Source organism: Haloarcula sp. DT43 (genome assembly GCF_037078405.1).
Classification (GTDB): domain Archaea; phylum Halobacteriota; class Halobacteria; order Halobacteriales; family Haloarculaceae; genus Haloarcula; species Haloarcula brevis.
In genome coordinates, this window is record NZ_JAYMGZ010000002.1 from 403,413 (window position 1) to 426,722 (window position 23,310).

Annotated in this window: 26 protein-coding genes; 15 read left to right on the plus strand and 11 right to left on the minus strand. The window is 69.4% G+C overall.

The annotated features are described in order from the left end of the window. Positions 1-29 precede the first annotated feature (29 nt). The gene (hmgA, locus tag VI123_RS09355) at positions 30-1,247 is read left to right on the plus strand and encodes a hydroxymethylglutaryl-CoA reductase (NADPH) (RefSeq protein ID WP_336337787.1); all 1,218 of its coding nucleotides are present in this window, start codon (positions 30-32) and stop codon (positions 1,245-1,247) included. 18 nt (positions 1,248-1,265) lie between these two features. Here the strand turns inward: hmgA and VI123_RS09360 are convergent, their stop codons facing one another. Continuing rightward, positions 1,266-1,616 (minus strand): hypothetical protein, encoded by a 351-nt coding sequence (locus VI123_RS09360; protein ID WP_336337788.1) that lies wholly within the window; start codon positions 1,614-1,616, stop codon positions 1,266-1,268. Further along, positions 1,613-2,137: a DUF5817 domain-containing protein gene (locus tag VI123_RS09365; RefSeq protein ID WP_336337789.1), complete on the minus strand. Its 525-nt coding sequence runs from the start codon at positions 2,135-2,137 to the stop codon at positions 1,613-1,615. Before VI123_RS09365 ends, VI123_RS09360 begins: the two co-directional genes overlap by 4 nt. A gap of 95 nt (positions 2,138-2,232) precedes the next feature. Between VI123_RS09365 and VI123_RS09370 the strand changes: the two genes are divergently transcribed. Together VI123_RS09370 and VI123_RS09375 are read left to right on the plus strand one after the other, a co-directional pair. Then, positions 2,233-2,571, plus strand: a complete 339-nt coding sequence (locus tag VI123_RS09370) for a cupin domain-containing protein (protein ID WP_336337790.1) — start codon at positions 2,233-2,235, stop codon at positions 2,569-2,571. Positions 2,572-2,608: 37 nt separating this feature from the next. After that, positions 2,609-3,400 (plus strand): hypothetical protein, encoded by a 792-nt coding sequence (locus VI123_RS09375; RefSeq protein WP_336337791.1) that lies wholly within the window; start codon positions 2,609-2,611, stop codon positions 3,398-3,400. Positions 3,401-3,405: 5 nt separating this feature from the next. Here VI123_RS09375 and VI123_RS09380 read toward each other — a convergent pair whose 3' ends face one another. Further along, on the minus strand, positions 3,406-3,630 hold the full coding sequence (locus VI123_RS09380) for a hypothetical protein (RefSeq protein ID WP_336337792.1): 225 nt from the start codon (positions 3,628-3,630) through the stop codon (positions 3,406-3,408). An 80-nt stretch (positions 3,631-3,710) separates the two neighbouring features. On the opposite strand from VI123_RS09380, the gene VI123_RS09385 reads away from it, so the two are divergent. Next, a complete protein-coding gene (locus tag VI123_RS09385) occupies positions 3,711-3,938 on the plus strand; it encodes a DUF7860 family protein (protein WP_336337793.1) in 228 nt (75 codons plus the stop codon). A gap of 186 nt (positions 3,939-4,124) precedes the next feature. On the opposite strand, the gene icd is transcribed toward VI123_RS09385, so the two are convergent. Beyond that, positions 4,125-5,387 (minus strand): isocitrate dehydrogenase (NADP(+)), encoded by a 1,263-nt coding sequence (gene icd / locus VI123_RS09390; RefSeq protein ID WP_336337794.1) that lies wholly within the window; start codon positions 5,385-5,387, stop codon positions 4,125-4,127. A 278-nt stretch (positions 5,388-5,665) separates the two neighbouring features. On the opposite strand from icd, the gene map reads away from it, so the two are divergent. Beyond that, on the plus strand, positions 5,666-6,562 hold the full coding sequence (map, locus tag VI123_RS09395) for a type II methionyl aminopeptidase (RefSeq protein WP_336337795.1): 897 nt from the start codon (positions 5,666-5,668) through the stop codon (positions 6,560-6,562). Positions 6,563-6,727: 165 nt separating this feature from the next. Here map and VI123_RS09400 read toward each other — a convergent pair whose 3' ends face one another. Further along, entirely contained in the window at positions 6,728-6,925 is a 198-nt protein-coding gene (locus tag VI123_RS09400; protein WP_336337796.1) for a DUF7835 family putative zinc beta-ribbon protein, read from the minus strand. Between the two features lie 242 nt (positions 6,926-7,167). Between VI123_RS09400 and VI123_RS09405 the strand changes: the two genes are divergently transcribed. From VI123_RS09405 to VI123_RS09415, 3 genes are all read left to right on the plus strand, one after another. Continuing rightward, positions 7,168-7,707: an HIT family protein gene (locus VI123_RS09405; protein ID WP_336337797.1), complete on the plus strand. Its 540-nt coding sequence runs from the start codon at positions 7,168-7,170 to the stop codon at positions 7,705-7,707. 84 nt (positions 7,708-7,791) lie between these two features. Next, positions 7,792-8,706, plus strand: a complete 915-nt coding sequence (locus VI123_RS09410) for a cation diffusion facilitator family transporter (protein ID WP_336337798.1) — start codon at positions 7,792-7,794, stop codon at positions 8,704-8,706. Between the two features lie 67 nt (positions 8,707-8,773). Then, positions 8,774-9,802, plus strand: a complete 1,029-nt coding sequence (locus VI123_RS09415; protein ID WP_336337799.1) for a HAMP domain-containing sensor histidine kinase — start codon at positions 8,774-8,776, stop codon at positions 9,800-9,802. 24 nt (positions 9,803-9,826) lie between these two features. Here VI123_RS09415 and VI123_RS09420 read toward each other — a convergent pair whose 3' ends face one another. Both VI123_RS09420 and deoC read right to left on the minus strand, forming a co-directional pair. After that, a complete protein-coding gene (locus tag VI123_RS09420; RefSeq protein WP_336337800.1) occupies positions 9,827-11,110 on the minus strand; it encodes a tRNA (N(6)-L-threonylcarbamoyladenosine(37)-C(2))-methylthiotransferase in 1,284 nt (427 codons plus the stop codon). Between the two features lie 50 nt (positions 11,111-11,160). Further along, on the minus strand, positions 11,161-11,856 hold the full coding sequence (gene deoC / locus VI123_RS09425; protein ID WP_336337801.1) for a deoxyribose-phosphate aldolase: 696 nt from the start codon (positions 11,854-11,856) through the stop codon (positions 11,161-11,163). A gap of 166 nt (positions 11,857-12,022) precedes the next feature. Between deoC and VI123_RS09430 the strand changes: the two genes are divergently transcribed. Both VI123_RS09430 and VI123_RS09435 read left to right on the plus strand, forming a co-directional pair. Beyond that, complete coding sequence (locus VI123_RS09430; protein WP_336337802.1) at positions 12,023-12,859, plus strand: DUF63 family protein; 837 nt, start codon at positions 12,023-12,025, stop codon at positions 12,857-12,859. A gap of 157 nt (positions 12,860-13,016) precedes the next feature. Next, positions 13,017-13,493 carry a hypothetical protein gene (locus VI123_RS09435; protein ID WP_336337803.1) on the plus strand — a complete coding sequence of 159 codons (477 nt, stop codon included), beginning with the start codon at positions 13,017-13,019 and terminating at the stop codon, positions 13,491-13,493. Between the two features lies 1 nt (position 13,494). On the opposite strand, the gene VI123_RS09440 is transcribed toward VI123_RS09435, so the two are convergent. Further along, a complete protein-coding gene (locus tag VI123_RS09440) occupies positions 13,495-13,716 on the minus strand; it encodes a hypothetical protein (RefSeq protein WP_336337804.1) in 222 nt (73 codons plus the stop codon). A gap of 85 nt (positions 13,717-13,801) precedes the next feature. Here VI123_RS09440 and VI123_RS09445 point away from each other — a divergent pair, with 85 nt between their 5' ends. Both VI123_RS09445 and VI123_RS09450 read left to right on the plus strand, forming a co-directional pair. Beyond that, the gene (locus tag VI123_RS09445) at positions 13,802-14,527 is read left to right on the plus strand and encodes a nucleoside phosphorylase (RefSeq protein WP_336337805.1); all 726 of its coding nucleotides are present in this window, start codon (positions 13,802-13,804) and stop codon (positions 14,525-14,527) included. Between the two features lie 64 nt (positions 14,528-14,591). Continuing rightward, positions 14,592-16,100 (plus strand): HPP family protein, encoded by a 1,509-nt coding sequence (locus VI123_RS09450; RefSeq protein WP_336337806.1) that lies wholly within the window; start codon positions 14,592-14,594, stop codon positions 16,098-16,100. Here VI123_RS09450 and VI123_RS09455 read toward each other — a convergent pair. Continuing rightward, on the minus strand, positions 16,097-17,305 hold the full coding sequence (locus VI123_RS09455) for an NAD-binding protein (RefSeq protein ID WP_336337807.1): 1,209 nt from the start codon (positions 17,303-17,305) through the stop codon (positions 16,097-16,099). The genes VI123_RS09450 and VI123_RS09455 overlap by 4 nt on opposite strands. A gap of 29 nt (positions 17,306-17,334) precedes the next feature. Here VI123_RS09455 and VI123_RS09460 point away from each other — a divergent pair, with 29 nt between their 5' ends. The 3 genes from VI123_RS09460 to VI123_RS09470 all read left to right on the plus strand — a co-directional run bounded on the left by VI123_RS09460 (position 17,335) and on the right by VI123_RS09470 (position 20,646). Continuing rightward, positions 17,335-18,612, plus strand: coding sequence for a potassium channel family protein (locus VI123_RS09460; protein ID WP_336337808.1), 1,278 nt, complete (start codon positions 17,335-17,337; stop codon positions 18,610-18,612). After that, the gene (locus VI123_RS09465; protein ID WP_336337809.1) at positions 18,609-20,279 is read left to right on the plus strand and encodes a TrkA C-terminal domain-containing protein; all 1,671 of its coding nucleotides are present in this window, start codon (positions 18,609-18,611) and stop codon (positions 20,277-20,279) included. The genes VI123_RS09460 and VI123_RS09465 overlap by 4 nt, the downstream gene beginning before the upstream one ends. Positions 20,280-20,367: 88 nt before the next feature. Then, on the plus strand, positions 20,368-20,646 hold the full coding sequence (locus VI123_RS09470; protein ID WP_336337810.1) for a ubiquitin-like small modifier protein 1: 279 nt from the start codon (positions 20,368-20,370) through the stop codon (positions 20,644-20,646). A gap of 12 nt (positions 20,647-20,658) precedes the next feature. Here the strand turns inward: VI123_RS09470 and VI123_RS09475 are convergent, their stop codons facing one another. Together VI123_RS09475 and VI123_RS09480 are read right to left on the minus strand one after the other, a co-directional pair. Further along, positions 20,659-22,311, minus strand: coding sequence for a sensor histidine kinase (locus tag VI123_RS09475; RefSeq protein WP_336337811.1), 1,653 nt, complete (start codon positions 22,309-22,311; stop codon positions 20,659-20,661). A gap of 71 nt (positions 22,312-22,382) precedes the next feature. Beyond that, a complete protein-coding gene (locus VI123_RS09480) occupies positions 22,383-23,270 on the minus strand; it encodes a GNAT family N-acetyltransferase (RefSeq protein ID WP_336337812.1) in 888 nt (295 codons plus the stop codon). Positions 23,271-23,310 lie beyond the last annotated feature (40 nt).

The window sequence follows — 23,310 nt, forward strand, 5'->3', positions numbered from 1 at the left end:
TTAGGGGGGCGGCCCGCAACCGGCCCTGTATGACCGACGCTGACGCCGCCGACCTCGCACAGCGGGTCCGCGAGGGGGACCTGCGGCTGTACGAACTGGAGGACCACGCCGACGCCGACACCGCCGCCGCGGCCCGGAGACGCCTGCTCGCCGCGGAGACCGGGGCCGACCTCGCGGCGGTCGGCGACTACACGTTCGACGCCGCCGACGCCGAGAGCAACATCGAGAACATGATCGGCGCGGCGCAGGTCCCCATGGGCGTCGTCGGCCCCCTGCCCGTCGACGGCGGGGCCGCCTCGGGCGACCACCACCTCCCGCTCGCGACCACCGAGGGCGCGCTGCTGGCCTCGGTCAATCGCGGCGTCTCGACGATCCGGAACGCCGGCGGCGCGACGGCACGCGTCCTCAAGTCGGGAATGACCCGCGCGCCGGTGTTCAAGGTCGAGGACGTGGCCGCCGCCGGCGAGGTGTCGGCCTGGGTGCGCGAGCACGTCGAGGACCTCGCCGACGCCGCCGAGTCGACGACGAGCCACGGCGAGTTACAGGGCGTGACGCCGTACGTCGTCGGCGACAGCGTCTTCCTGCGATTCTCCTACGACACCAAGGACGCGATGGGGATGAACATGGCCACCATCGCCACGGAGGCGGCCTGTGAGGTTGTCGAGGCCGAGACGCCCGCCGAACTCGTCGCGCTCTCGGGCAATCTCTGTTCGGACAAGAAACCCGCCGCCATCAACGCCGTCGAGGGCCGTGGCCGCACCGTCGCCGCCGACGTGCTGGTCCCCCACGAACAGGTCGAGGAGCGACTTGACACGACCACCGAGGCCATCGTCGAGGCCAACACCCGCAAGAACCTCGTCGGCTCCGCGAAGGCCGGCGCGCTCGGGTTCAACGCCCACGCCGCCAATATCGTCGCCGCGGCCTTCCTCGCGCTCGGCCAGGACATCGCGCAGGTCGTCGAGGGGAGCAACGCCATCACCACCGTCGACGCCCGCGAGGACGGCCTCTACGCCTCCGTCACCATCGCCTCGCTGGAGGTCGGCACCGTCGGCGGCGGGACGAAGCTCCCCACGCAGGCCGAAGCGCTCGACGTGCTGGGGTACGCCGGCGGCGGCGACCCGGCCGGGAGCAACGCCGACGCGCTCGCGGAGGTCATCGCCGCCGCGGCGCTGGCCGGCGAACTCTCTCTGCTCGCCGCGTTGTCTTCCCGGCATCTGTCTTCGGCACACGCCGACCTCGGGCGGTAGCGCCGCGTCGGTGTGCCGTCACTGCCGGCGCTGGCTCACCAGAAACCCCGCTCCGGCTACCAGGACGACCACGCCGGCCAGCAGGAGCGCTTCCCGTCCGAGCAGCGGCCCGAGCACCAGCAGCGCCCACGCCACGGCGAAGACGCCGTGTGCGATGGCGAACAGGCGGCGGCCCCGCCGGGCGAACACGGCCGTCCCCAGCGCGAACCCGAGCGTGAGGACGACCGCTGAGAGGGCGACCGTACTCACGCGAAGCGAGCCGACTGCGACCGGTTCGACAACCGGCGTGAGCAGAAACAGCAGCCCCGCGAGGCCGACGAGCGAGCCGACGGCGACGGGGCCTGGCTCCAAGTCCAGCGCCGCGGTCATAGGAGGCGGTACCGTCCCCGGCTTTCTGACACCTCGCCGGCGCGAACGAGTTTCTCCAGCGCCGTCCGGGTGTACGACGCCGGGACGCCGCGTTCCTCGGCGTAGGCCACGACCTCGTCCTCGGTCGGCTCGTCCAGGTCCCGAAGCGCGTTCGTGACCGTCTCCTTGCGGCTGGCTCCGCCGGTCGCGCCCTGCTCGGCGCGGTCGGCGGCCGCCGACACGGCCTCGGTGTCCACCCCCGAATCCGAGAGGTACGTCTCGTCGTCCACGCCCGCGTCGTCGACCTGTCGCTCCATCTCGGCGTAGGAGTCCAGTTCCGCGAAGGCGTCGCCCTCCCCCTGCCGGTTCGCCAGCATCGACGCCCGGACCTCGCGGGCGTGGGCCTCGTCGTCTGTCTCGACGAACTTCCGGCGTTTGGCGTGTTTCCGGCGCGTCCCGCACCGCGGGCACTGGGTCGTCTCCGGCCGGCCTTCGGTGACCCACAGCGCGCTACACTCGCTACACCCGACGACCGCGTACATACCTCCTCGTCGGGGCCGGACGGTACTGAATCCACCGACAGCGAACTGCTGTGAACGGAGAACGCTTAGGTGGGCCGGGCGCGACACCACGGTGCATGGAGGAAGTACCACAGGCGGCCTGTGAGACGGTCGAAGCGGTCGAGGGCGTCCACCTCACCCAGTTGGCGGCCGGCGAGCGGATGAGCGTTCAGGGGTTCCACATCGAACCCGGCGCGGCCGTCCCGGAACATAGCCACCGTCACGAGCAGGTCGGCTACGTCGCGGCGGGGACCTTCACCTTCCACGTCGACGGCGAGGAGTACGTCATCGGCCCCGGCGACTCCTACGTCATCCCAAGCGGGGAGCCACACGAGGCGCGCAACGACGGCGAGGAGTCGGTTCGGGGCATCGACGTGTTCAGCCCGCCCAGACCGGACCCGGACTGGCAGGACTAACCACAACTGTTTGAGTCCCGCGGCCCTATGACAATCGATGACGCGCGCAGTGGCTACCGCCGTGACGCTCGCGCTCCTGCTCGCCGGGTGTTCGGGGTTCGTCGGCGGGGACGGCCCCGAGACGGTCACGCCGGCGGCGGTGCCGACCGACGGGGCCGGCTATCCCCCGGGCGTGAGCGACGACGCCGTGGTGCCGTCGGCGCTGTCCAGTGCCCACGCACGGACGCTCGCGACGCGGAACTACACGGTGACTACTCGCCAGTGGGTCACCGACCGCAACGGGACGGTGCTCCGGCGGTCCACCCACAGGCGCTACGTCGCGGCGAGCAACGCGACGTACGCGGGGCGGTTCCAGCAGAACGGGACGGAGCTGAACGTCTTCACCAACCGCATCGACTACTGGACGAACGGCTCCGTCGTCGTGGCCCGGTACGACGAGCGGGTGAACCGTCCCCGCCGGGTCCAGTGGACCGTCCGGAACGACGGCCCCGTCTCGGACCTCCCGGAGCGCCGGACGGTCCACGGCGTCGCGGCGGCCGTCGACCTCTCCGTGACTGACCGGGTCGGTGGTGGCGTCGTCCTCGCCGGCACCCGGTTCACCGACCCCGACAGGCTCGTCACTCCGCTGTTCGTCAGCGAGCCCAGCAACGTCTCGGTCAGGCTCCGCGTCAGCCACGCCGGCATCGTCGAGGCGCTCCGACTGGCCTACGACGCCGAGCGGAGCAGTCAGCGGGTGCGTGTCACGCACGACCTCAGGGTGACGGCTATCGGGTCCACGACGGTCGTGCGGCCGGAGTGGGCCACGAACACCACCAGACTTCAGGACTGACAGACTCAGGCGCTACCGAGCGCGGGCAGGACCCGCCGGGTGCCGAGCGTGTAGCCGGCGTACAGGAGGACCAGCCCCATGTACACCTCCCAGGCAGCGAACGCGGAGACGCCGCCGGACAGCTCGGCGAGAGCGGCCTGTTCGGTGAGTGCCCCGCCGACGGTGAGCCCGGCTGCGAGAAGCGCCGAAAGGAGGAGTTCCAGTAGCTCCGGAATCGATTCTGTGGCCATGTCTGCCCGAATATCTCTCCAAACGCGTTGTAGCTCTTTCGATTCGAGAGAGCTTAGTAGGCTCACGAGAACGGACCCGTATGAGCCAGAACTGGAACGCGGATTACGCGACACTCGCAAAGCGCGGGTTCATGCTCGGGGCCGGGCTGTTCCTGCTCGGCATCGCGGGCGAAGTCGCCGGGGGTGCCGTCCTCGGGACGCTCCCCGCCTGGGGCGACACGCTGCTGGTCGACATGGAACTGCTCGGTATTCTCGTCGGCCTCCTCTCGCCGCTCGTGTTCGGCGTCGTCCTCCCGCTGACGGAGTGACGGCTCCCGGTCGGGAACTCGGGAGACCGGCTCCCGAGCGGCTGGTCCGTTCCCCCGCCGGATGACCGCTCGTCTCGCCAGTCTCGGGCTGTGACACGCGAAAAATAGATGTCCGGTAGGCGGTTCGCTCAATTACGGGCGCTTCTGGGTGTTCGCGCGGTTCACCGCGCGAGCCCGGAACCCCGCTTATGCGAGTTTCTCGATGTTCTCGACGACCTTGTCGGCGAACTCGCTGGTGGCGAGCTTCGTGCCGCCCTCGATCTGGCGTTCGAGGTCGTAGGTGACGTTCCCGGAGGAGATGGTCTCCTCGACGGCGTCGCGGACGAGCTGGCCGGCGTCCTTCCAGCCCATGTATTCGAGCATGAGGCGGCCGGAGAGAATCATCGCGGTCGGGTTGACCTTGTCCTCGCCGGCGTACTTCGGGGCGGAGCCGTGGACCGGTTCGGCGAGACAGCGGGCCTCACCGAAGTTCGCGCCGGGGGCGATGCCGAGCCCGCCGATCTGTGCGCCGGCGGCGTCGGACATGTAGTCCCCGTTGAGGTTCATCGTCGCGATGACGTCGTATTCGTCAGTGCGGGTCAGGAGCTGCTGGAGCATGTTGTCGGCGATGCGGTCGTTGACGACCAGCGCGTCCTCGGGCGCTTCGCCGTCGTACTCGTCCCACAGCTCGTCCTCGGTGATGACGTCCTCGCCGTACTCCTCTTCGGCGACCTCGTAGCCCCAGTCACGGAAGGCACCCTCGGTGAACTTCATGATGTTGCCCTTGTGGACCAGCGTGACGCTGTCGCGGTCCTCTTCGAGGGCGTAGTCGATGGCCTCGCGGACGAGGCGCTTGGTCCCGAACTCGGTTATCGGCTTGACGCCGATGCCGACCGGGCCGTCGTGGATGGTGCTGTCGAAGCCCATCTCGTCCTCGACGAACTCCTTGACCTCCTCGACCTCGTCGGTGCCGGCCTCCCACTCGATGCCGGCGTAGACGTCCTCGGTGTTCTCCCGGAAGGTGACCATGTCCATCTCCTCGGGGTCCTTGACCGGTGACGGGACGCCCTCGATGTGGTAGGTCGGGCGGACGTTCGCGTAGAGGTCCAGCGTCTTCCGGAGCGCGACGTTCAGCGAGCGGAAGCCGGCACCGACCGGCGTCGTCAGCGGCCCCTTGATGGCGACGTTGAACTCCTTGATGGCCTCGACGGTGTCGTCGGGGAGGTTCTCGTCGTACTTGTCCCGGGCGGACTGGCCGGCGTAGACGCGCATCCAGGAGATGTCACGGCCGGTCGCGTTCGCGGCGGCTTCGAGCACCTTCTGTGCGGCCGGCCCCACGTCGGTCCCGATACCGTCCCCGTGGATGATGGGGATGATGGGGTTCTCCGGAACGTCGAGTTCGTCGTCCTCCGTGACCTGAATCTGCTGTCCCTCGTCGGGAACTTCCACCTTGTCGTAGTCGTAGCCCATATTCCGCCAATTGACAGTCGCCCCTAAAGGCGTGCCGTTTTGCGCATCCTTTGGTAACAAACCTCACTAATAATCATTTTGTTGGGATTTCCGGGACCGTGAGCGTCTGAACCCTCCCTTCTCGAAGCGTGGTGCGAATCGACCGCGGCTCGGTTTCGACTGCGGTCGGACGGCAGTTCGACTGTGGTCGCACGCCCTCGGAGCGTCATCGGGGGTCGTCGGAACCCTCCGGACGCCAGAGGGAAACCCCTTTGCCCGCCAGCGACCAACCGGCGTGCATGACCGACGTGGACCTCGACGGCGAGCAGTACGAGAAGTGTCGCGAAGCGGGCGAGATTCTGGCACAGGTACGCGACGAGGCCGCCGAGCGCGTCGAGGTGGGCGTCTCCCATCTCGAAGTCGCCGAGTGGGCCGAGGAGAAAATCCGGGACCTGGGCGGCAAACCGGCGTTCCCGGTGAACATCTCCATCGACGAGGAGGCGGCCCACGCCACGCCCGAGCGCGACGACGACGCCACCTTCGGCGAGGAGATGGTGAACCTCGACATCGGCGTCCACGTCGACGGGTGGCTCGCCGACACCGCCGTCACGGTCGACCTCTCCGGGCAGCCCGAACTCGCCGAAGCCCCCGCGGAAGCCCTGGACGCCGCGCTGGAGGTCGCCGGTCCCGGCGTCGACGTGGGTCAGATCGGCGCGGCCGTCGAGGAAGTCATCGAGGGGTACGGCTACAACCCCGTCGTGAACCTCACCGGCCACGGCCTGGGCCACTGGGAGCAGCACACGTCGCCGAACATCCCGAACCGCGAGGTCGCACAGGGCGCGACGCTGAACGTCGGCGACGTGGTCGCCATCGAACCGTTCGCCACCGACGGCCGCGGCAAGGTCCAGGAGGGGGCCGACGAGGAGATTTTCGCGCTCGAACGCGAGGGCTCGGTCCGGAACCGGCAGGCCCGGCAGGTCCTCGAACAGATAACCGAGGAGTACCGGACGCTGCCGTTCGCCGCCCGCTGGCTGGACTCGCCGCGGGCGGAGATGGCGCTGCGCCGCCTGAAACAGCAGGACATCGTCCACGGCTACCCCGTGCTCAAAGAGCAGGACGGGGCGTACGTCAGCCAGAAGGAACACACCGTCATCATCACCGAGGACGGCTGCGAAGTGACGACGCGGTCGCGGTAGGGCGGACTGTTATTCGGGCGACAGCGGTTCAGGTTCGGCGTCGCGTGACAGAACGCGAGCCCCGCGTCTCGTTGGTGTGCAGCGTATGGAAAGGTGGGGTGGGGGGTGTGTGGCCACGTAGTCAGAGACCACGTGGCGTACTGAAAGGGTGGGGTGTGGGGATGGTCAGGCGTTGTTCATCCGCGTCGACGTCGTCGTGCCACAGATTTGACACTCGCTGACCCGGTACGGTTCGCGGGAAAACGCCGCGTTCTCCGGTTCGTCGGACTCCGTCTGTATCTGGACACGGACGGCGTGTGGTGTCTCGCGGTCACACGCCGTACAGTGTTCTGCCATGTCAACGCCGTCGTTTGTCGCTGCCATCCCGGTCGATATGAGTCGGGTAGACAGTATAAAAACCGCATTCCGTTCTGGTCCGTTCAGCACTGTTTATCGCCGGACGGGAAGCGGTTTTCGCCGAATACAGTCTCAGAGGGGTGGAGAACGTTTAATACCCGGTCTGTGGCTTCCAAATCCGTTATTCGACCGTGAACGGCCAACGCATTTATATACCACTTTTCGGCGCCAGTCACGCCGCTTTTGCTGGTGGGTCGACAACCGGCGGTATGGACAAGGTGTTCGCGCCGTGGCGCATCGAGTGGGTCGAGCGCGAGGAGACGAACCCCGACGCCGACTGCGTGTTCTGTGCGTTCCGGGAGGACGACGACGACCGGGCGAACAACCTCGTGGCCCGGAGCGACCGCGCGTTCGTCCTCCTGAACAACTACCCGTACAACCCCGGCCACGCGATGGTCATCCCCCACGACCACACCGGCGAGTACGGCGACCTCGACGACGAGACCTTACTCGACCACGCGCGGCTGAAACAGCGGACGTTCGACGCGCTGGAGGCGGCGCTCGGTCCCGACGCCTTCAACGCCGGTCTGAACCTCGGCGGCTCGGCGGCCGGCGGGTCCATCGACGACCACCTCCACACCCACGTCGTGCCGCGCTGGGAGGGCGACACGAACTTCATGCCGGTCGTCAGCGACACGAAGGTCGTCGTCGAGGCCGTCGAAGACACCTACGACCGCCTCCACGAGGCCTTCGCCGAGCAGGCGGGCACGACCGTCGTCGGCGACGACGCCGCGGTCCGAATCGACTGACTGCCGCGCGCGACGGGCCGGGGACGACCCGGTCCCGAACGGGTGTCGAAGCGGCTTTGACCGGGGCCCGACAACCATCGGTCGATGTCGCGCCGCGTGACGCTCCGACGGGTCGGGCTGCTCGTGCTCGTCGTGAACCTCGTTCTCGTGCTGGCGAAAGGGGCCGTTTGGTTCTCGACGGGCAGTCTGGCCGTCCAGTCCGAGGCGGTCAACAGCGCCGCCGACACCGCCTACTCGCTGGTCATCGTCGCCGGACTGTACCTGACGACCCAGCCGCCGGACTTCGAGCACCCCCACGGCCACGAGCGCATCGAGCCGTTCGTCTCGCTGTTCGTCGCCGCGGGCATCTTCCTCGCGGGGGGCGTCGTCCTCTGGGGAGCCGGGAACGCGCTCATGACCGGTGACATCGAGGTTACCCAGGGACCCACGGCCGTCGGCGTCCTCGTGTTGTCGGCCGCCGCGAAGTACGGGCTGTATCGCTACTGCCTCCGTGCCGGCCGGAACAGCCACTCCCCCGCGCTCGTGGCAACGGCGAAGGACAACCGCAACGACATCCTCACCGCCGTCGCGGCGCTCGTCGGCGTCACCGGCGCGATGGCGGGCTACCCGATCGCCGACCCGCTGGCGGCCATCGTCGTCGCCGTCGGTATCATCTACACCGGCATCGAAGTCGTCCAGGACAACGTCACCTACCTCGTGGGCGGCGCGCCCCCCGAGGACCTCCGCCGGGAGATTCTCCGGCGGGCGCTGGACCACCCGAAAGTCGAGGGCGCACACGACGTCATCGCCCACTACGTCGGGCCGGAGATAGACGTGAGCCTCCACATCGAAGTCGAGGGGGACCTGACGCTGTTCGAGGCCCACGACATCGAGACGGCGGTGATTCGCTCCATCGAGGACCTGCCGGAGGTCGACGACGCCTTCGTCCACGTCGACCCGAAGGAACTCGGCGAGTGGAAAGACGACGCCGAGGTCGAGCGGCTGGCCGACCTGGAGTGAGCGCCCTCGTGCCCGCGGCTTTTACGATGTCCGGAACACCCAATACCGCCGGGAGCGATTCAGTCACATGTCTCCCGCAGCGCTCCCGGACTTCGCCGAGCTCCTGGACGTGACGCTCCTCCTTCACGACCCCGAGACCGACGCGATACTCGACGCGAACGCGGCCGCCGAGTCGCTGTACGGCTACACGCGGGCCGAACTCCGGGACCTGACCGTCGGCGACATCAGCACGGAGTCGCCGCGGTTCAGCCGCGACAAAGCCGTCGAGGCCATCCACGCCGCCGCCACCGGGGACCGGCCGGCCTTCGAGTGGCAGATACGGCGGGCCGACAGCGAGATGCGCTGGGTCACGGTTCGACTCCGGCCGTTCGCCCCCGCCGACGAGACGCTCGTCCTCGCGGAGATTCAGGACATCACCGAGTTCAAGAAGCGAGCGCGCCGCCTCCAGTTGCTCAACCGCATCATCCGGCACAACCTCCGCAACGAGATGACCGTCGTCATGGGCCACGCCGAGAGCCTCGAACGCGCCCTCGAAGACGAGGACTACGAGCGCCAGGCCGAGATAATACAGGACGTCGCCGAGGACGTGGGCGGGATGACGAGGTCCGTCGCCCAGATTGAGGACATCGCGACCAACGACGCCTCGGACTTCACGCCGACGGACGTCCCCGCGGTCCTCGAACGGCTGGCCGACGAGTTCGAGTCGGGCTACCCTCACGCGACGGTGTCGGTCGACGCCGACGAAACCGCCCGCATCGCTGCGGACCGGGGGTTCGAGTACGGGCTCGAACACGCAATCGAGAACGCGCTCGAACACCACGACGGCTCCAATCCCGAGGTCCGGCTGGAGGCGACGGTCGAAACCGAGCCCCCGCGCGTCGTGGTCCGTATCGTCGACGACGGTCCGCCGATACCCCAGCGGGAAATCGACGCCATCGACGCCGACGTGGAGTTCTCCGAGATTCACCACGGGACCGGCGTCGGCCTGTTCGTGATGCAGTGGTGTGCAGAGTCGCTCGGCGGCAGTCTCGAAATCCGCGAGAACGAGCCCAGAGGGAACGTCGCCGAGTTCACCGTCCCGATGCTTTCGGAGTGAGCCGACGCCCCGTGCGACGGGCGCTCAGTCCGCCAGTTGCGCCCGCTCGACGGGCTCGCCGAAGGCGTAGACGGTGTTGTGGCTCGTGATCTCCGCGTCGACCGTGTCGCCGATTTCGAGGCCGCGGTCCTGTGCGTCGGCGATGACGACCTGCCGGTAGGCCTCGTCGTAGCCCACCAGCGACTCGTCGGTGCCGTCCTCGACGAGCAGCACCGACGAGGTACGTCCGACCATCTCCTCGTAGGCCTCGGCCATCAGCTCCATCTTCGCCTCGCTCATCGCCTTCGAGCGGTCTTTCTTGACCTGGCCGCCCAGTCCCTTCATGTCGGCGGCGTCGGTGCCGGGCCGCTTCGAGAAGCGCGTGACGTTGATTTTCTCCGGGCGGGTCTCCCGCAGCAGCGCCATCGACTCGTCGTGGTCGGCCGGCTCCTCGGTCGGGAAGCCGACGATGAAGTCCGTCGAGAGCGTCCAGTAGTCCAGCGCCTCGTCGAACGCCGCGACGACCTCGCGGTACTCCGAGACGGCGTGTTGCCGGCGCATGTCCGCCAGCACGTCGTCGCTGCCGGACTGGACCGGGGCGTGGATGAAGTTGTACAGCTCGTCGTGGTCGGCGAACACCGCCGCCAGTTCCTCGCGGACGCCGTGGAGGCCCTTCGGGTTCGCCATTCCGACCCGCACGCGGAACCCGCCGTCGATTTCGGTGCAGATGCGGTCCAGTAGCTCTGGCAGGAGACTCGTCCCCTGGTTGGTGTCCCAGCCGTAGACGCCGGTGTCCTGGCCCGTGATGCGGATTTCCTTCGCGCCGGCGTGGACCAGCGCCCGGGCCTTCTCGACGTTCTCCTCGACCGACGGTGACTCGATGCGGCCGGTCGCCTGCTTGGTGATGCAGTACGAGCAGTCGGACATACAGCCCCGGGCGATGGGGAGGATGCCGACGACGCCGTTGAGCACCGTCTCGGTGTCCGGCGTCACCGTCGGGCACTCGCCGTTGAGGACGTACTGGGGCACGTCGTCCCAGTGGAGTACCTCCGCGTCGATGTCGGCGTCCCGGAACTGCTCGCCCTGGGCCAGCGCCATACAGCCCGTGACGACGAGGTCCGCCGGCGTCTCCCTGTCGAGCTCTTTGGCCCGTGCGAGCATGTTGCGTTCGGTCTTCTCGAGCACCGTGCAGGTGTTGAGAATCGCCACGTCGGCGCTCTCGGGGCCGCCGGCGGGGTGGTGGCCGCCCTCCCGGAGCGCCTGCTCTATCTGCTGGGTCTCACCTCTGTTGGAGGTGCACCCGTACGTCTCGATGTGATACCGGGCCATTCATCACAACACTGTCGCCAGGGCGGCAAAAGGGCGACGGATTGCCCCGGTCAGTAGCCGTCGGCCGCGTCGGCGTCGTTCCCGCCCGGCTCCGGTTCCGCCGTGGCGTCGCCCTCTGTCTCCGCTCGCCACTCTCGGACGATGGTGTCGCCGCTGGAGGCCCCGATGCGCTCGGCTCCGGCCTCGAACATCGCCTTCGCCTCCGCCCACGACCCGACGCCGCCGCTCGCCTTCACGGGCAGATACGTGCTCAGAATCTCCACGTCGTGGACCGTCGCGCCGCCCTCGCTGAACCCCGTCGCGGTCTTGAGGTAGGCGGCGTCGGCGTCGGCGGCGAGCTGTCCGACCCGTTCGAGCTCCTCGTCGGTCAGTAGCGGCGCTTCGACGATGACCTTCACCGGGACCGGGACGCTGGCGACGACTTCGGTGAGGTGGTCGGCCACCGCGTCGTCCTCGCCGGCCTTGAGCAGGCCGACGTTACACACCATGTCCAGTTCGTCGGCCCCGGCGTCCCAGGCCAGTTTGGCCGCCCGGCAGACGGCGTCGGTCTGGCCCTGCCCGTGCGGGAAGTCGACGACGGCCGTCAGCGGCACGTTCGCGTACTCCGTCGCCAGCGGGAGGTAACACGGCGGGATGCACGCCCGCATCCCGTACTGGAGCGCCTCGTCGAGGCAGGTCCGCACGTCGTCCGGCGTCGTCGTCGGTCCGAGGACCGTGTGCTCGATGCGGTCTGGTACGTCGTCCATACCACGGGGTGAGGCGTGGTGCCTACGTAAAGACGGCGGGCGACGGGCCCGCGGTCGAGCCGTCCCGTTCCCGTCGAAACCACCGTTGCGGGGCGCTGTCTCCGCCGGGACCGCACCGCCGCTCGCGTTCGGAAGGTTTTCCATCGTCGGGGTCGGCGTGGGGGACATGGTACTGCCTTCGGGGTTGGCGCTCCCGCCGCTCGAGTACGCCGTGGCGCTCCTTGCGGGCACGCTCGTGGTGACAGCGCTGTTGTACGCCCTCGAACCGCCACTCGGCCAGCGGACCGTGGTCGCGCTGGCACCGTGGATGGCGCTCGGGGGCGCGCTGCACGCTTTCTCCCAGCCCCCCATCGAGGCCTACCGGCCCGTGGTCGCGCCGCTTTTCGGCGCGCCGGCGGTGTATCTCACGACGTTCGTCACGCTGGGTGTCGTCTGGGTCACGCTGACGCTGTTCAGCGTCCGGCGGGGCCACAGCGAGACGATATCGCGGAACCTGGGGCTCATCGGGACCGGCTTCCTGACGGTGCTGGTCGTCATCGCCGTCGTGATGGCACTGGAGTCCGACCTGCTGGGGCTGGTCTGGCCGACCGTCGCCGTCGTCGTCGCCATCGTCGCCACCGCCGTGGCGGTGCTGGTGGTCGCGCTGTGGCGGACGCCGGTGGTGGTCCGGATGCGCTACGCGGCCCCGACGGTCGTGTTCGCGCACATGCTCGACGGCGTCTCGACGGCGGTCGGTGCCGACGTCATCGGCATCAGCGAGCGAACGCCGATTCCGGCCCGCATCATGGAGTTCGCCGGCACGCTCCCGACGGCCCCGTACCTCGGCACGGGCTGGCTGTTCGTCCTCGTCAAACTGCTCGTCGCGGTCGGGATCGTCTTCCTGCTCGACGAGTACCTCGAAGAGGAACCCGCCGAGGCGAGCCTCCTGCTCTCGCTCGTGACCGCCGTCGGCATCGGCCCGGCGACGAACAACATCGTCCTGTTCCTGTTCATCCCGGTCTGAGTGGGCGTTTCGTGTATCCAGGCGACAGTTCCGGAGCCGGACGCAACCCCGGCGGAGCGACTCACTGCGCTGTCGCGCCCCAGCGACACGTGTCGACTCTGCTACTGTTAGGACACGTGACGCAACGCTCATTGGCACCGCGAGTGAGGGACCACACGTGCTCGAATACCCCCTCTCCCAGTGGGCGTTCGTCTGTGCCGTCGCCGGCGCGGTCGTCGGTCTGTTGTTGAACATCCCGATGGTGACACAGGACGAGGGGTACCTGCCGGCGTACGTCGCCGCGGCCGGACTCACCCGCGCCGACCCGGCCGCGGTGAGCCGTCCTCTCGCCGTCGCCGTCCACCACGTCACCGCCCTCCTCGCGGCGCTGCTGTACGGTGCGGTGGTCGCCGTCCTCTCGGTCGTGCTCCCGACGGCAGTCTCGCTCAACGGCGTCCCGCTGCTCCCACACGTCCTCGGCGCTGCGGGCGTCACCGCGTTCATCTACGCCTTCTTCGCCCGCGTCGCCATGCCCCGCTTCGGCGGGAGCCTCCAGGACAGGGCCGACGAGACCGTCAGACAGTGGGCGCTGACGGCGTTCATCTTCGGCACGGCGCTGGCCCTGTTCGTCCCGGTGCTGGTCACCCAACTCTGAGCTACTGGTCCCGGACCCGCTTCGAGAGGTTCCTGTAGGCACCGAAATACAGGAACGCGGTCGCAAGCACTGCGAAGGGGACGACGAGGGCCCACGACGGGCCGTCCGGCGTGCCCGCGTCGACGGTGTAGCCGGTCAGCAGACCGAGGACGACCCCGGCACCGACGGCGATACCTGCTGGCCCCCGCATCCGCCTGTCGAACAGCGAGACGTCGTTTCCCATACGTTCCCTCTGTCGCGGGACCGCCGTCACTGTTGTGCCGGCGGGAATCCACTGGCTACTAAACCGTGCCGGCCGACGGGCCGGTATGGCGAAACAGCCGCATCTGCTCGTCGAACCGGGCGACCTGACAGACATCGCGCTCGTGCCGGGCGACCCCGGCCGGGTCGACCGCATCGCGGGCCTCTGTGACGACCACGAGGTCGTCGCGGAGAACCGCGAGTACAAGCTCGTCAACGCGACCTACGATGGCCGCGAACTGACAGTTTGCTCGACCGGCATCGGGTCGCCCTCGACGGCCATCGCCGTCGAGGAACTGGAGGCGGTCGGCGTCGAGACGCTCATCCGCGTCGGGACGACCGGCGCGCTCCAGGAGGGCATCGAAATCGGCGACATGGTCGTCGCCAACGGCGCGGCCAAAGACGAGGGGACGACCGGCCGCTACGAGTCGGACACGGTGCCGGCGGTCCCGGACTACGACGTGCTCTCGTCGCTGGTCGACGCCGCCGAGGCCAACGACGAGGACGTCCACGTCGGCCCCATCGCCACGGACGACGCCTTCTACGCCGAGACGGACGAGTACATCAACGACTGGGAGGACGCCGGCCTGCTCGCCGTCGAGATGGAGGCCGCCGCGCTGTTCTCGCTGTGTCGCCGCAAGGGCCTGCGCTCGGGCGCTATCTGTACCGTCGACGGGAACCTCGTCGAGGGGACACAGAAGGGCGAGACCGAGGCCGACGAACTGCCCGAGAAGGCCAAGGACAACGTCGAGCGCGCCATCGAAATCAGCCTGACCGCGGCCGCGTCGCTGTAGGTCGAGGCCGGACGGGCCGCTGCCCGGCGGAGGGCTTAACAGACGCTCCCTCGTGCACCCCTGTATGCTCGACCAGTTCCGGAAGCGGCTCCGCGCGGCGGCCAGGCGGCTCCGGCGGGTCGAGCGCCGCGAACTCCAGGACTTCAGGCGCTGGGCAGAGGTGACCGAGAACCTCGTTCACATCTCCATGCTGGTGTTCGTCCCGCTGGCTATCGTGCTGGTGACGACGCTGGCGAACGTCGTTCCGCAACTGAGCTTCCTGCTTTTCCCGCCGCTCGCGGCGGGGACGTACACGCTGTTCGTCGACCCGACGAGCAAGTACTCCGACCCGAAGCGGTTCGTCGCGGGGCTGACCATCGGCGCGGTCTGTGGACTGGTCGCGCTCGCCGTCTCGAACAGTTACCTCCCGGTCCCGGGCGGCCAGTTCGGCGTCAACGCCCTCGGTGCCGGGCTAGCCGTCTTCGCCACCGGCGTGGTCACCTGGCCGCTGGACATCGAGGAGCCGTCGTCGTACTCGACCGCTCTGCTGGCGCTGCTCGTGGAACCGAACCAGCGGGCGGCGTTCGTCGCCAGCGTCTTCGTTGCCAGTTCGCTCGTGGCGGCCATCTTCGTCGTCTGGCGCGAGGAGTTCTACGAGCGGCGGGCGACGTACCTCTACGAGTCGATGTCCGGCGACGACCACGTCCTCGTCCCGATGCGCGGCGAGTCGGCGGGCCGGACGGCGATGCTGGGCGCGCGCCTCGCGGCCGCCCACGAGGCCGGCAAAGTCGTCCTGCTGGACATGGTCTCCGCCGGCGACGCCGCCGAGCACTCGCTCACGCGGGAGACGATACAGCTGGACATCCGGTCCGAGAACGGGGCCGAGCCGCCGTCGGCCGAGACCCGTCCGGTCGGCGACGGCGGCGACCCGGCGACCGCCCCGGCGTCGCCCGACCGGACCGACCTCGAAGCGGAAATCGACTGGCTGGAGACCCACGCCGCACGCATCGAGACGCGGACGGGCGTCTCCTGTCAGGTCGTCGTCGCGAGCGACGACGGGTCGCCGGCCAAGACGACGCTACAGACCGCGGCCGAGACCAACTGCGACCTCATAGTCGCGCCCTACGAGAGCCGCCACGGCGCGCTGACGCCGTACCTCCAGCGGCTGTTCCGCAGCGAGAGCGACGTTGTCGTCCACCGGTCGGTGAGCGACCGGACCCGCTGGAAGCAGGTCCTGGTCCCCGTGCGGTCCGTCAGCGACGTGGCCCACAACATGGTCGACTTCGCCACGCGGCTGGCCGGCCGGAGCGGGCGGGTGGCCGTCGCCACCTGCATCGGCTCCCGCGGCGACCGCCGCCGGGCCGAGGAGATGCTCGCGGACCTCATCGAACCGTACGAGGGGGCCTTCGAGACGCGGGTCCCGCGGACGGACATCCAGGCGTTCCTCGCCGACACCGCCCCGCAGTACGACCTGGTGATTATCGGGGCGAGCCGCGACCGGAGCAAGGCGTCGCGGTTCATTTCGCCGCCGACCTTCGAGCGGCTGGAAGACGTCGAGACGGACGTGGCCATCGTCGACCGCGGCCGGGCCTAGATGTCCGCGTCCTCCTCGTCTCTCACGTCGAGCAGGTGGTCGGCGACGTTCTCCATCCCCTCCCGACCCAGCGCGGACTGGACGATGAGGTGCCCGCCGAGCACCGCCGGACTGATGACGGTGTCGGCCCCTGCCCGGCGGAGCTTCTCGACGTTCTCGCGGTCGGTCGCCGCGGCGACGATGTTGACCTCCGGGTTGAGCGTCTGTGCCGTCAGTATCGCCAGCGCGTCCTGGGCGTCGTTGTTCGTCGCCGCGACGACCGCCGTGGCGTCCTCGATTCCGGCCCGCAAGAGCGGGTCCTCGTCGCTCGGGTCGGCGGTCAGCACGGCGATGTCCCGTTGCTGGAGTTGCGTGGCCGTCTCCGTGTCCGGGGTGATGACCACGAACTCTATCGCGCCAGTCAGTTCGTCGATAATCGGTTCCGTCAGGTCGCCGTGGCCGAGCACCAGCACGTGGTTCTCGAGCAGGTCCAGTTGTGCGTCAGTCATGTTTCCGAGTGCCTCCGAAAGCCGCTTCTCGATTGCCGGCCCCAGCAGCGACCCTAGGGCGATGGCGAAACTGGCCGTCCCGAGGACGACCACCGACATGCCGAACAGTTTCGCCTGCTGGCTCTGTGGGGTCATGTCGCCGTACCCGACGGTACTGGCCGTCACGAGCGTGTAGTAGAACGCGTCGGTCGCCGTCGAGAGGTTGGCGAACTCGTCCCGGAGCGCGTACGAGCCGGCGGTCCCGTACATGAGCGAGCCTATCAGCGCCGCCCCGGCCGCCAGTTGCGCCGTCGAGAGGTCTATCGGCCGGTCGAACCGCCGCCGGTTCACCAGCATCGTCGGGAGCGATACCAGCGAGAGGACGACGAGCGGGACCGAAACCGCCGAACTCGGCACGACGCCGACGAACGGAATCGTCACTGCGGAGCTCTGTACCAGCCCCTGTATCGCCGCCACGGGGAGCAAGACGACGGTCGCGTACCACGCGATCCGCAGGCGGCGACGGAGCCCGACGACGCTGACCAGCAGCGTAAACCCCGTGAGCGCGCCGGTGAATCCGGCGGTCCGCTGGATGCTCGGCGGGATGAAGTCCCCGAGCGGCCCGCTGATGGACACGGCGCTGATGTTGACCACTCCGGTGACGAACGACAGCACCGCCACTATCACCGGCAGGATGATGGTCGCCCGCGCCCCGAGCCAGTCCCGTGGTCTGTCCATACCCATCCAGATTACAGCGCCCGGTGTAAATGTACTGTCCGCGGGCCGGAAGCGATTTACTACCGGACACGCAGGATGGGGACATGGCGTCGCTCCCGATTGAGGTATTGATGGGGATTTATCTGGGGTTGTTGGTGGGGGTAATACCGGCGCTCGTGTCGTGGGCGCTGGGGTTCAGTTTCAAGTACTTTACCGGCATCACCGTGCCCGGGTTCGGTGTCGTCGTGCTGGCAATCGCGCTGGCCGGCGTCAGCGGCGGGCTCATGTCGCTGGCGGACAAGTCGATAACGCAGGCCCCCAACGCCGAGCGGATAATCACTGCCATCATCCTCGTCGGGATGGTGTCGCTGTACGCCCACAGCAAGGGGGACAAGCTCGGGGCGGAGTTCCCGAAGCGGCTCTCGCTGAAGGGGCTACGCGAGAAGAAGCTCTCGGCCGACGTGGTCGAGTTCGTCGGCGGCCGCGACGAGGTCCGCATCCGCGTCGTCGGCGACGTGGCCGACATGGAGGGGTATCCCCCGCTGTCAGAGCCACTCCGGGCCGAGATACGAACCGAGGAGTGGCGCTTCCCGGCGGACCTCCGCATCGGCGAACTCGAACACCGCATGGAGGAGCGGCTGAAATCGGAGTTCGACCTCGGCGACGCCGCCGTCTCGATAGACGAACAGGGGCGGGCGACGGTCGTCGCTGCGCCGCCGTTTTCCGGGCTGTCGAAGCGCGTCGGCGACAACCGCCACGCCGTCTCGGTCGAGGCGCTGTTGCCGACCGGCCTGGCCCGCAACGACGAGGTGACGGTGCTGACTGAGGACGCGCAGGTTCGCGGGACCGTCGTCAGTGCCCGGTCGGCGTCGGCGGACGACGAGACGGCCGCCGAGACGCCCACGCCGCCCGAGGTCGACGACGAGGCGTCCCCGGCACCGGTCCAGGCACCGACGACCGATGGCGGCGAGGGCCGGCTCACGGTCGCCGTGACCCGGACCGACGTCCAGCCGCTCCTGCGGTCGGCCCAGCCGAAGGTCGTGGTCGAGCCCCGCGGGACACATCGGGAGTACGAACTCGTCTCTCTGCTCCGGCGGGCCGGCAACCGGTTCCGGCGGCTGACCGTCCGGGCCGACGGCCCCCTCGACGGGACGACGCTCAGGGACGCCCACGTCCGCGAGACCCACGGCGTCGCCATCGTCGCCATCCGGACGCCGGACGGCTGGCAGGTCGCGCCGCGGGGTGACGCGGCCGTCGAGGGCGGCGACGAACTGTACGCGATTGGCCGCCGCGCCGACCTCGAGGCCTTCGAGGAGGCGGTCGCATGACGCTCGCCGGACCGCTGGCACAGGTCGGTGCGAACCTGCAACTGGGGCTGCTATCGCAGGTGGTGGTCGAGGGCGTGGCGTGGCTCCTCGCCATCGCCGTCCTCGCCGCGACGCCGGCGGGCGCTATCGCCGTCTTCTACCGCTGGTACGTCCGGGAGCGGATTCAGACCGGGCTCGCGCTCCTGTTCGGGCTGACCGCCGTCGTCCTCGTCATCGGCGCGACGACCGCGCTCAGCGAGGTCATCCTCGGCGACGAGGACGTGCTGGCGGCCGGCGCGGTCCTGCTGAACCTCGCGGCCTTTTTCGCCGGCGGGGCCGGGGCCTACGGGGGAATGCGTATCGGGGACCGGCTGGGCGTCGACCTCTTCGCCGCGACCGGCGGCCGGAACATCGACGCCGACGTGAGCGAAATCGTCCAGACCGTCGGCCGGGTTACCTCGGTCCGCCTCCCCGAGGACGTCGACGACATCGTCGGCTACGACCCGATGCCGGAGGAGACGAAGGAGACCCTCGCGGACCGGCGGTTCCTCTTCCCGCGGCGGCTGACGAAAGACGAACTCAGGGACCGGCTGGTCGCCCGGCTCAAGACCGACTACGGCGTCGGCCACGTGGACGTCGAACTGGCCGATGACGGCACCGTCAACTACCTCGCGGTCGGCTCGCGGGCGGCCGGTATCGGCCCGACACTGCCGCCCTCGACGAACGCCGTCGCCATCCGCGCCGACCCGGCCCACGCCGCGAGCGCCGGGGACCTCGTCCAGGTCTGGGAGCGAGCGCCGGCCAGGCGCGTGCTCACCGGCGAACTCCGGGGAGTCGCCGACGACGTGGTGACGGTCGCCATCGACGCCGCAGACACGCCGAAACTCGACCCCCAGACCGAGTACAAACTGGTCACGCTCCCGGTACAGGACCGCTCGGACCGGGAGTTCGCCTCGCTGCTCCGGGCGGCCGACGAGACGATGGGCACGGCCACCGTCGGGCCGGGGAGCGCGCTCGACGGCGCGCCCGTCGGGAGCCTGGCGGTCGCGGTGGTCGCAATCACCCGCGACGACGCGGCACCGGAGACGATTCCGTCCCGCGACCGGGTGCTGGCGGCCGGCGACACCATCTACGCCATCGCCACCCCGGACGCGCTCCGGCGACTGGAGCAAGCCACGGCGGGGACCGGCGACCCGCCCGCGACGGCCGCCCCGGCGGACGAGGCAGACGCCGACGGCGAGGATGTCGCGTCGGCGTCGGCCTCCAGTGCTGGGGCCGAACCCGACAGCGACGCCGCGGAGACACCGGCCGGGACCGACGACGGGAACGCCGACGCTATCGACGACGGGACGGCCGATACCGCCGCCGACACGGACCAGCCCGACACCGGCGCGGACGAATCGACGGCCGAACCCGCCGACGGGCCGACGGACGAATCCGACGACGCCCCGGACGAGGACCCGCTGTCGGCGCTCTCGGACGCCGACGCGGAGGAGCCCGACGACCTCTCGGCTGACGAGCCGTTCGACGAGCCGGCGGCGGACGACGACACCGTCGAGGTGTGGGACCCGGAGGAGCGAATCGGCGAGGCGGACGGCGCCACCGACGACCCGACTGCCCCCGACCCGCCGGCCGACGAGGGCGGCGACACATCGAACGCCGACGAGGACCCGGAGAAACAGAGCTGACCGCCACCAGCGGACGCTCGGAGGCGGAGCCCCGACCGGACACGCCGCGGTCCGGAACCCTCTTTTGACGGACGCCCGCAGTACCGGTATGGAGTGGAAACTGTTCGCACACCTCCGGGACGCGGCCGACGGCCAGTCGGTCAGCGTCGATGTCGAGGGCGACGCCACGGTCGAAGCGGCGCTCGATGCGCTGCTCGCGGCGCGACCGGCGCTCGCCGAGGAGGTGCTCGACGAAAACGAGGAACTGGCCGACCACATCCGTGTGCTCGTCGACGGTGAAGACCCGTTCTCCGCCGGCGACGGGCTGGCGACGCCGGTCGACGAGGGGACGGAACTCGCGCTGTTTCCGCCGGTCAGCGGCGGGTGACGGCCCGACTTCTCACGCTCGCCTCGTCCCGACCTGGCCGGTGACGACGATGCGGAACCCGTCCCGGTAGGCCGTGTCGACGGTGGCCTCCCACCCGTGCGTTTCGGCCAGCAACCGCAGGTTCGGGAGCGGCAGCCCGGACTGGCCGTCCGGAATCGCCTGCCCGTAGGTGAAAAACGGCGCGGGGTCGTCCCGGGCCGGCGGCTGGCCGTCGTCGGTGATAGTGAACCCGTCGTCGGTGACCGCGACCGACACCGACGCCGCGCCGTTGTGGGCCGCGAACCGGAACGCGTTCTCGAAGAGGGTCTGCAAGCGCGGCGGGTCGGCCTCCACCGCGCCGTCCGCCGCGACGACGAGCGTGAGGTCGCCGACGTCGGCCGCTGCCAGCGCGCGCTCGGCGACCTCGCTCACAGTCACCTGCCGCGTCGATTCGACGGTCTGCCCGTGCTGTGCGAGCTGTGCGAGTTTGCCGACGACGTCGGCCATGTGGTCGGCCGACCGGGACGCCGCCCGGAGCGATTCGCGGGCCCGGGTCACGTTCCCGTCGGTCAGGGCGCTCCCGGCGATGTCGACCCGTCCGTTGACGGTCTGGAGCGTGTTGAGCAGTTCGTGGCGGATGGCGGCGGCGAACCCCTCTAGCTGTTCGTTCTGCCGCGAGAGCTCGCGCCGCTGGCGCTCTACCTCCGTCACGTCCGAAAAGACGACCATTTCGCCGATGCTGGTCTGCCCGAGGGAGAACGAGGTCCCGCTGACGAGGTAGTAGCGGACCTCGCCGTCTTCGACGTATTCGAGTATCTGGTCGTCGCTGTCGAGCGCGCCCGCGACGCTCGGGAGCGTGTCGCCGAGTTGTTCCCCGACCGTCCCATCGAGGGCCGGGAACGTCGACGCCGCGAGGTCGTTGTACTCGCGGATTCGCCCGGTGTCGTCGAGGTAGACGATTGGTCCGTCGACCCCGTCGGTCAACTGGACGGCCAGGAACGTGGTGTCGAAGACGTAGAGGACGCCGAGGGCGAACACGACGACCCCGAGCGGCTCGTAGTTGATGTCCAGCAGCCGGTCGCTCGTGAACCCGACGATGTCGAGGAGCACGGGCAGCCCGGTCACGCCGACGAGCGCGACCAGCGGGCGCGTGTCGTAGTCCGCTTCCGCACAGAGCTCGTACAGCATGAAGAAGCCGACGGCGACGAGCGCGTACGAGAGGCCGGCCACGAGCCAGTGGAACGTCTGGTGTTCTATCGTCAGGTGCGGGAACGGCGTCTGGACGAACACCGTCCGGAAGTACAGCCCGTGGAGCGGGTTCGTCACTTTGACCGCGACGATGGCGAGGTAGACGCCGACGGCCAGGCGGCGGTACGATGCCGTCCGGTGGAGCGAGCGACCGGTGTACGCCGACGTGAAGTAGAGCCACGACCCGACGGTCGTCAGCCCCACGACGAGGCTGAGCACGTAGGCGGCGTACCGCAGCCCTGGCGTCGGTGCGACCAGGAACGCCAGTTCCAGCGCGGCCCACCCGCCGCTCCCGGCGAGCAGGCCGACGAGCCCGCGCCGTGTGTCCGGCTCCGCGACGCTGAGCGCCCGCGGCACGGCGGCCAGACACCCGAGCGTGGCGACGGCGTACGCCGCCACGTAGACCGCAAACGAGAGCGAGAGTCCGGAAACCGACATGGACTCTAGTACAGACCGTTCGGGTCATGAACGCACTGGCCTCGTTTCCATGGCTGATAACGGGACGGGGCTCAGGTGAGGTCCGCGCTGCAGACGAAGGTGGGCCAGTCGCTCGTCGCCCCGCGGACGGCGGCCGCCTGTGCGACGTGCCGCGGCGTCTCGGGGATGAGGACCCGCGTCCGGTCGACGCCGAGGGCGGCGGCGTCGTCCCGAATCGCATCGAACAGGGCCGCGGCGGCGTCGGCGTCGTCCCACGCGCCGACGGCGTACTCTGCCAGACGAACGTCGTCGCCCGGGTCGCGCGTCACGCGGGCGCGACACGCCGCGCCGTGGGTCCCGCCGTCCGTGACGGCGAACACGGCCTCCTCGTCGGCGAGGGCCCGCAGGTCGTCGCGCGTGAGTTCCGAGAGCGCCCACGACTGCTCGCGGTCCAGTGCCAGCCCCGAGAGGGCGGTCCGCGCGTCGCTGTCGGTCCAGTAGGTCCAGGCGACCGTCGGGTCGTCGGTGACAGACAGCGACGGGGTCGCCTCGCGCGGCTCCGGCGACGCCCACCGGAACGAACAGGTCGGCTCGAACCCCGCCGCGACGGACTGGCCGAGGCCGGCGTCGTTCCACGAGAACACCATGTTCCGGGCGACCGTCGCCCCGCCGTCGGCCGCCCACTCGAGGAGGTCCTCGACCATCGCCAGCCCGTGGCCCTCGCCCCGGTGGGCCGGGTCGACGCGGATGCCCTGGAGCCACGCTTCGTGGTCGCTCAGCACGACGCCCTGGCAGAGGCCGACGGGGGTCCCGTCGACGGTCGCGACGACGGTCCGCTGGTCCGGGCCGTCGCTGGCAACCCAGTCGCGGAACACCGCCGGGATGTACTCCGCCGTGTCGCGGTCGCTCCAGACCTCCTGGACGAACGCCACCACGTCGTCGTAGTCGTCCGCTCGCGCCTGTCGAACCGTCGATGACATACTCCACACTGCGGGACGGGGCGTGAAAAGTTCGGTCGCT

Excerpts from the sequence above, each read along its gene's own strand:
- VI123_RS09385 (WP_336337793.1), top strand. The coding sequence starts at position 3,711 with ATGAGCCAGAACTGGAACGCGGATTACGCGACACTCGCAAAGCGCGGG.
- VI123_RS09465 (WP_336337809.1), top strand. The coding sequence starts at position 18,609 with ATGACGCTCGCCGGACCGCTGGCACAGGTCGGTGCGAACCTGCAACTG.
- icd (WP_336337794.1), bottom strand. The coding sequence starts at position 5,387 with ATGGGCTACGACTACGACAAGGTGGAAGTTCCCGACGAGGGACAGCAG.
- VI123_RS09400 (WP_336337796.1), bottom strand. The coding sequence starts at position 6,925 with ATGGCAGCGACAAACGACGGCGTTGACATGGCAGAACACTGTACGGCG.
- VI123_RS09480 (WP_336337812.1), bottom strand. The coding sequence starts at position 23,270 with ATGTCATCGACGGTTCGACAGGCGCGAGCGGACGACTACGACGACGTG.
- VI123_RS09410 (WP_336337798.1), top strand. The coding sequence starts at position 7,792 with ATGTCGCGCCGCGTGACGCTCCGACGGGTCGGGCTGCTCGTGCTCGTC.
- VI123_RS09475 (WP_336337811.1), bottom strand. The coding sequence starts at position 22,311 with ATGTCGGTTTCCGGACTCTCGCTCTCGTTTGCGGTCTACGTGGCGGCG.
- VI123_RS09360 (WP_336337788.1), bottom strand. The coding sequence starts at position 1,616 with ATGACCGCGGCGCTGGACTTGGAGCCAGGCCCCGTCGCCGTCGGCTCG.
- VI123_RS09420 (WP_336337800.1), bottom strand. The coding sequence starts at position 11,110 with ATGGCCCGGTATCACATCGAGACGTACGGGTGCACCTCCAACAGAGGT.
- VI123_RS09405 (WP_336337797.1), top strand. The coding sequence starts at position 7,168 with ATGGACAAGGTGTTCGCGCCGTGGCGCATCGAGTGGGTCGAGCGCGAG.
- VI123_RS09370 (WP_336337790.1), top strand. The coding sequence starts at position 2,233 with ATGGAGGAAGTACCACAGGCGGCCTGTGAGACGGTCGAAGCGGTCGAG.
- VI123_RS09470 (WP_336337810.1), top strand. The coding sequence starts at position 20,368 with ATGGAGTGGAAACTGTTCGCACACCTCCGGGACGCGGCCGACGGCCAG.
- map (WP_336337795.1), top strand. The coding sequence starts at position 5,666 with ATGACCGACGTGGACCTCGACGGCGAGCAGTACGAGAAGTGTCGCGAA.
- VI123_RS09365 (WP_336337789.1), bottom strand. The coding sequence starts at position 2,137 with ATGTACGCGGTCGTCGGGTGTAGCGAGTGTAGCGCGCTGTGGGTCACC.
- VI123_RS09445 (WP_336337805.1), top strand. The coding sequence starts at position 13,802 with ATGGCGAAACAGCCGCATCTGCTCGTCGAACCGGGCGACCTGACAGAC.
- VI123_RS09460 (WP_336337808.1), top strand. The coding sequence starts at position 17,335 with ATGTACTGTCCGCGGGCCGGAAGCGATTTACTACCGGACACGCAGGAT.
- VI123_RS09430 (WP_336337802.1), top strand. The coding sequence starts at position 12,023 with ATGGTACTGCCTTCGGGGTTGGCGCTCCCGCCGCTCGAGTACGCCGTG.
- VI123_RS09380 (WP_336337792.1), bottom strand. The coding sequence starts at position 3,630 with ATGGCCACAGAATCGATTCCGGAGCTACTGGAACTCCTCCTTTCGGCG.
- VI123_RS09450 (WP_336337806.1), top strand. The coding sequence starts at position 14,592 with ATGCTCGACCAGTTCCGGAAGCGGCTCCGCGCGGCGGCCAGGCGGCTC.
- VI123_RS09455 (WP_336337807.1), bottom strand. The coding sequence starts at position 17,305 with ATGGACAGACCACGGGACTGGCTCGGGGCGCGGGCGACCATCATCCTG.
- VI123_RS09415 (WP_336337799.1), top strand. The coding sequence starts at position 8,774 with ATGTCTCCCGCAGCGCTCCCGGACTTCGCCGAGCTCCTGGACGTGACG.
- hmgA (WP_336337787.1), top strand. The coding sequence starts at position 30 with ATGACCGACGCTGACGCCGCCGACCTCGCACAGCGGGTCCGCGAGGGG.
- VI123_RS09375 (WP_336337791.1), top strand. The coding sequence starts at position 2,609 with ATGACGCGCGCAGTGGCTACCGCCGTGACGCTCGCGCTCCTGCTCGCC.
- VI123_RS09440 (WP_336337804.1), bottom strand. The coding sequence starts at position 13,716 with ATGGGAAACGACGTCTCGCTGTTCGACAGGCGGATGCGGGGGCCAGCA.
- deoC (WP_336337801.1), bottom strand. The coding sequence starts at position 11,856 with ATGGACGACGTACCAGACCGCATCGAGCACACGGTCCTCGGACCGACG.